This window comes from Janthinobacterium sp. BHSEK, assembly GCF_056174685.1.
Genome location: NZ_JBWBYV010000144.1, coordinates 1 through 5,761, shown reverse-complemented (window position 1 = coordinate 5,761; position 5,761 = coordinate 1). Strand labels below are relative to the sequence as shown.

General features: G+C 67.6%; 1 protein-coding gene. It reads left to right on the top strand.

Going from position 1 to position 5,761, the window contains the following annotated elements:
• Positions 1-5,761: thioesterase domain-containing protein (locus AC0V2Y_RS27595; protein WP_475418423.1), on the top strand; the 5,761-nt coding region annotated here is incomplete at both ends.

Genomic DNA, 5,761 nt, shown 5'->3' with positions numbered 1-5,761 from the left:
TTGCGTGCCCGGTGACGGTGCGGCCAGCGTATCGATCGGCCGGCCGATCGCCAATACGCGCATCTACATCCTCGACCGTCACCTGCAGCCGGTGCCGGTGGGCGTGGCGGGCGAGATCCACATCGCCGGCGTGCAGGTCGGGCGCGGTTACCTGAACCGCGCGGAATTGACGGCGGAACGCTTCATCCGCGACCCTTACGCCGATGCCGCCGGCGCGCGGCTGTACAAGACCGGGGACCTTGGGCGCTGGCTGGCGGACGGTTCCATCGATTACCTCGGACGCAACGACTTCCAGGTCAAGATCCGCGGCTTCCGCATCGAGCTGGGCGAGATCGAGACGCGCCTGCTGGCATGCGACGGCGTGGCAGAAGCGCTGGTCGTCGCCCGCGAAGACGCGCCAGGCGAGAAACGGCTGGTGGCCTACCTGCGCGCGTCCGGCGCGGCGCCTGTCGCTGGTGAACTGCGCGCCCAGCTTGGCGCCCATCTGGCCGATTACATGATTCCCAGCGCCTTCGTCACGCTCGACGCCTTCCCGCTGACCAGCAACGGCAAACTGGACCGCAAGGCCTTGCCGGTACCCGACCGCTCGGCCGTCGAAGCGGCGGCATACCAGGCGCCGCAAGGCGGCACCGAGGCCGCCATCGCGGCCATCTGGCAGCAATTGCTGGGCATCGAACAAGTCGGCCGCGATGACCACTTCTTCGCCCTGGGCGGCCACTCGCTGCTGGCGGTGCAGGTGGTGTCGCGGCTGCGCCAGGCTTTCGAGGTGGAGATTGCCCTGCACGACCTGTTCGACGATCCTTCTCTCATCGCGCTGGCGCAACTGGTGGATGTCGCCGGACGATCGACCATGACGGCCATTGTCCGGGCAGATCGCAGCCAACCGCTGCCGCTGTCGTGGGCGCAGCAGCGCCTGTGGTTCCTCGACCAGCTGGACGCGACGGCGGGCGCGGCCTATCACATTCCGTTCGGCCTCAAGCTCAGCGGCGCGCTCGACAAGCCGGCCCTGAGGGCTGCGCTGGACCGCATCGTTGCCCGCCACGAGGCGCTGCGCACCACTTTCGTCAAAGCCGAAGGCCAGGCAGTGCAGGTCATCGCTCCCGCCGACACAGGCTTCGCACTGGAGGAGCGCGACCTGAGTTCGTTGCCGGGCCACGAACTCCTGTTTACTGCCGACAGCATGGGCGTGGCCGAGGCGCACCAGCCCTTCGATTTGGCGCAGGGTCCGCTGGTGCGCGGTTGCTTGCTACGTTTGTCCGAACAGGAACATATCCTGTTGATCACGTTGCACCACATCATAGGCGACGGCTGGTCGCTCGGCGTGCTGATGGAGGAACTGGCTGCATTGTATGGCGCCTGCAGTCAGGGTCTGCCCGACCCGTTGCCGGCGCTGGCAATCCAGTACGCCGACTATGCCGCCTGGCAGAGAGAATGGCTGCAAGGCGCGGCGCTGCAGGCCCAGATCGGCTACTGGAGGCAGCATCTGGACGGCGCGCCAGCGCTGCTGACACTGCCGACCGACCGCAACCGCCCGGCAGTACAAGGCTATGCCGGCGGTGCGGTGCCCTTCGTGGTGCCGGCTGACGTGGCCGCCGGTCTGCGCGCGCTGGCGCAGCGCCACGGCGCGACCCTGTTCATGACCATGCTGGGCGCGTGGGCGGTGCTGCTGTCGCGCCTGTCGGGACAGGGCGACGTGGTGATCGGCGTGCCGGTGGCCAACCGCCAGCGCGCGGAAGCGGAAAGCCTGATCGGTTTCTTCGTGAATACGCTGGCGGTGCGGGTACGGCTCGAGGACGATCCGACGGTCGCTGCCCTGCTGGCGCAGGTCAAGGCCGATACGCTGGCCGCCTATGCCCACCAGGACTTGCCATTCGATCAAGTGGTGGAAGCGCTCAAGCCGCCGCGCAGCATGAGCCACAGTCCGATCTTCCAGGCCATGCTCAACATGACCACCGCACAGGCCGGCCGCGCCGCACAGTTGCCGGGACTGCGGCTGGAGCAGACTCCGGTCGACAACAGCAGCGTGCACTTTGACCTGTCGCTGACGCTGGCCGATGGCGGCGAGGCGATTCATGGCGGCATCGCCTATGCGAGCGAGCTGTTCGACGAAAGCACCGTGCAGCGCTTTGCTGCCATGTTTCACACCCTGCTGCGGGAGATCAGTGGCGGCGTGCACGCCGATGCCGGGCGCGTGAGCGGCCTGGGCATGCTTGACGCCGCGGCACGCCAGCAGGTGCTGGTCGATTTCAACCAGACCCGCACCGCATATGCCGACGACCGTTTGCTGTCCACCATCTTCGAAGAGCAGGTGGCCCTGCGTCCGGCCGCACCTGCCGTGATCTGCGAGGGCCGGAGCCTCAGCTTCGCTGAACTGAACTGCCGTGCCAACCGCCTTGCCCACGCCCTGATCGCCAGGGGCGTGCGGCCGGACAGTCTGGTGGCGCTGTGCGTGGAGCGCAGCGTCGAGATGTTGGTCGGCATCCTTGGCATCCTCAAGGCCGGCGGCGCCTACGTCCCGCTTGATCCCAATCATCCACAGGAGCGACTGGCCTATGTGCTGGAAGACTGCGCGCCGACGGCGCTGGTGACCAGCCGCGTACTGCTCTGCAAGCTGCCGGTCTTGACCCTGAGCCGCGTTCCGGCGCTGCTGCTGGACGACACCGTCGAAGCTGGGCCGGAAGGTGCCGGCGAGAGCAATCCGGACCCGCAGGCCCTGGGCCTGACCGCGCGCCACCTGGCGTATGTGATCTACACTTCGGGATCGACCGGCAACGCCAAAGGCGTGATGGTCGAACACGCCTCGCCGGTCAACTTCTGGCACGTGCTCGAGCGCACCACGCATCGCTATTGCACGCCGCACGCCAACGTGGCGCTCAACGCCGCGTATTCCTTCGACATGTCGCTCAAGGGCATCCTGCAATTGCTGTCGGGACGCTGCGTGGTGCTGATTCCAGAACTGATCCGCGCGGATGGTCCTGCGCTGCTGCGCTTCCTGGCACAGCACCGCATCGAGGCCTTCGATTGCACGCCGTCGCAGCTGTCGGTGCTGCTGTCGGCCGGTCTGATCGGCAACCCTGCGTACCAGCCGGTCAGCGTGCTGATCGGCGGCGAGCCGATCGACGCCGTGATGTGGCAAACCCTGAAGGCGGCACCGGACATCCGTTTCTACAATATGTACGGTCCGACCGAATGCACGGTCGATGCCACCATCTGCCAGATCCGCGAGGCGGGGGATACGCCCAACATCGGCTGGCCGATCGACAACATGCAGATCTATCTGCTCGACCAGCACGGGCAGCCTGTGCCGCCTGGCGTGGCAGGAGAGATCCATATTGGCGGTATCGGCGTGGCGCGCGGCTACCTGCGGCGCCCGCAACTGACCGCCGAGCGCTTCCTGGCTGACGCGTTCAGCACGAGGGACCGCGCGCGCGTCTACAAGACCGGCGACCTTGGTCGCTGGCTGCCGGATGGCCGTATCGAATATCTCGGCCGTAACGACTTCCAGGTCAAGATCCGCGGCTTCCGTATCGAGCTGGGGGAGATCGAGGCCAAACTGGTCGGCTGCGACGGCGTGCGCGATGCGCTGGTGGTGGCAACCGACGATGCCAATCTCGGCAAGCGCCTGGTGGCGTATGTGACGGCGCGCCAGGGAGCGCAGCTGAGCGGCGGGGCGCTGCGCTCGGCGCTGGCGGCGCAACTGGCCGACTACATGGTGCCGGCCGCCTTTGTGGTGCTGGCGGCCTTCCCCCTCAATGCCAATGGCAAGGTGGACCGCAAGGCTCTGCCGCCGCCCGATGCCGGCGCTTTCGCCAGCCGCGCTTATGCGCCGCCGCAGGGGCGCGTCGAGCAGATGGTTGCGCAATTGTGGCAGGAGCTACTGGGCGTGCGGCAGGTCGGCCGTCTTGACCACTTCTTTGAACTGGGCGGCCACTCCCTGCTGGCGGTGCAGTTCGCGTCCCGCCTGCGTGATGCGCTCGGCATCGAGCTGCCGCTGCGAGAGCTGTTTGCCCACCCCACGGTGCAGGCACTGGCAGAGGCCATCGGCGCGCTCGGGGTATGCCAACAGGACGGCAACCTGGTGCTGATCCGCGCCGGTGGCAAGCAGCGTCCGCTGTTTCTGGTGCATCCCGGTGAAGGCGAAATCGGCTACGCGCGCAGCCTGGCGCCCTGGCTCGACGGCGAACTGCCGCTGTACGGCTTGGCCGCGAGCGGCTTCGTGGCGGGCGAGGTGCCGGCGTGCAGTGTGGAAGAGATGGCGGCCAGTTATGTGCACCAGATCCGCGCGGTGCAGCCGCAGGGACCCTATCGGCTGGCCGGATGGTCGGCGGGCGGCACCATCGCTTACGAGATGGCCAATCAGCTTATCGGCGCTGACCAGACGGTCGAATTCCTCGGCTTGATCGACACCCGCTGCGACTACAGCGAGCCGCCGGAAGCGGCGCTGGCGACGGCCGATGGCGGCGCCGCCTACCGCCGCGCCGTGCCGGCCGAGTTCGACGCCTGGATGCGCTCCATGGCGTGGGTGCCGGCGCACGCGTCCGATGAAGTGCGCGCCGAACTGTTGGCGCTGGACGGCAATGTCGAGGCCATGCTGGCCCGCTGCCAGGGTGCCGGTCTGCTGCCGCCGCAGATTGGCGCCGACATGCTGCGCCGCTATCTGGCGGTCCAGCATGCGATTGCCGTGGCGCTGCGCCAGTACGCCCGGCCATCTATCCCGGCCGGTATTACATTGTTCACGGCGACCGACGAGCAGCGCGCCGACACCTCGCTCGGCTGGCGCGCCGCCGTCGGTCGGCGCCTGAGCGTCAGGCCGGTGGGCGGCAACCACCGCTCGATCATGGAAATGCCATGGATCGAGCGGCTGGGCGCGGTGCTGAGCGCTGCACTGGGCAATGTCACCGATACCGCACCGTGCTATGAGGAACTGGCATACGCGCCGCGCATCCCGATCCAGAGTGGTCGTCCGCAGGTGGCGCCGCTGTTCTGCGTGCCCGGCGCCGGGGCCAGCATCACTGCCTTCACTTCGCTGGCGCAGGCGGTGGACGCGACACTGCCGATCTATGGCCTGCAACCGCGCGGCCTGTGCGGCACGCTGGTGCCGCACATCGACGTGCCGAGCGCGGCGCGCAGCTATGTCGCCGCCATCCGCGAGGTGGCGCCGCACGGGCCGTACCGCTTGCTGGGGCATTCCTTCGGCGGCTGGGTGGCGCTGGAGGTTGCGCGCCAACTGGTGGCGGCCGGGGAAACCGTGTCGGCGCTGGTGATACTCGACACCGATGCGCCGTCGCCGCCGGGCGCGCCGCCGCATCGTCACAGCCGCATCGACATGCTGTTGCGGCTGGTCGAGATTTTCGAGCTGAACCTGAACCAAACGCTGGGCTTGACGGCGGCCGATTTTGCCGGGGGCGACCACGAGGGACAGCTTGCCGTGCTGCTGGCCCGGCTGGTGGCGGTCAGGCTGATGCCTCCCGGTACATCGGTGCGCACCCTGCAAGGCATCGTGCGCGTGTTCGAGACGAATCTGAACACCGACTATCAGCCGCACGGCCGCTACCTGGGCCCCGTGCATCTGGTGGCCGTGCCGCAGGAGAAGCCGGACGGCGGTTGGCAGTACGACCCAGACGATCTCCTGACGCGCTGGCGCCGCTTTGCTCCCGATATCCGTTTCCTCGACGGTCCGGGCAATCACATGACGTTGCTGCAACGGCCACATATCGATGCCGTTGCCGCATGGATCCTCCCCTTACTGAAGGATGTTAAA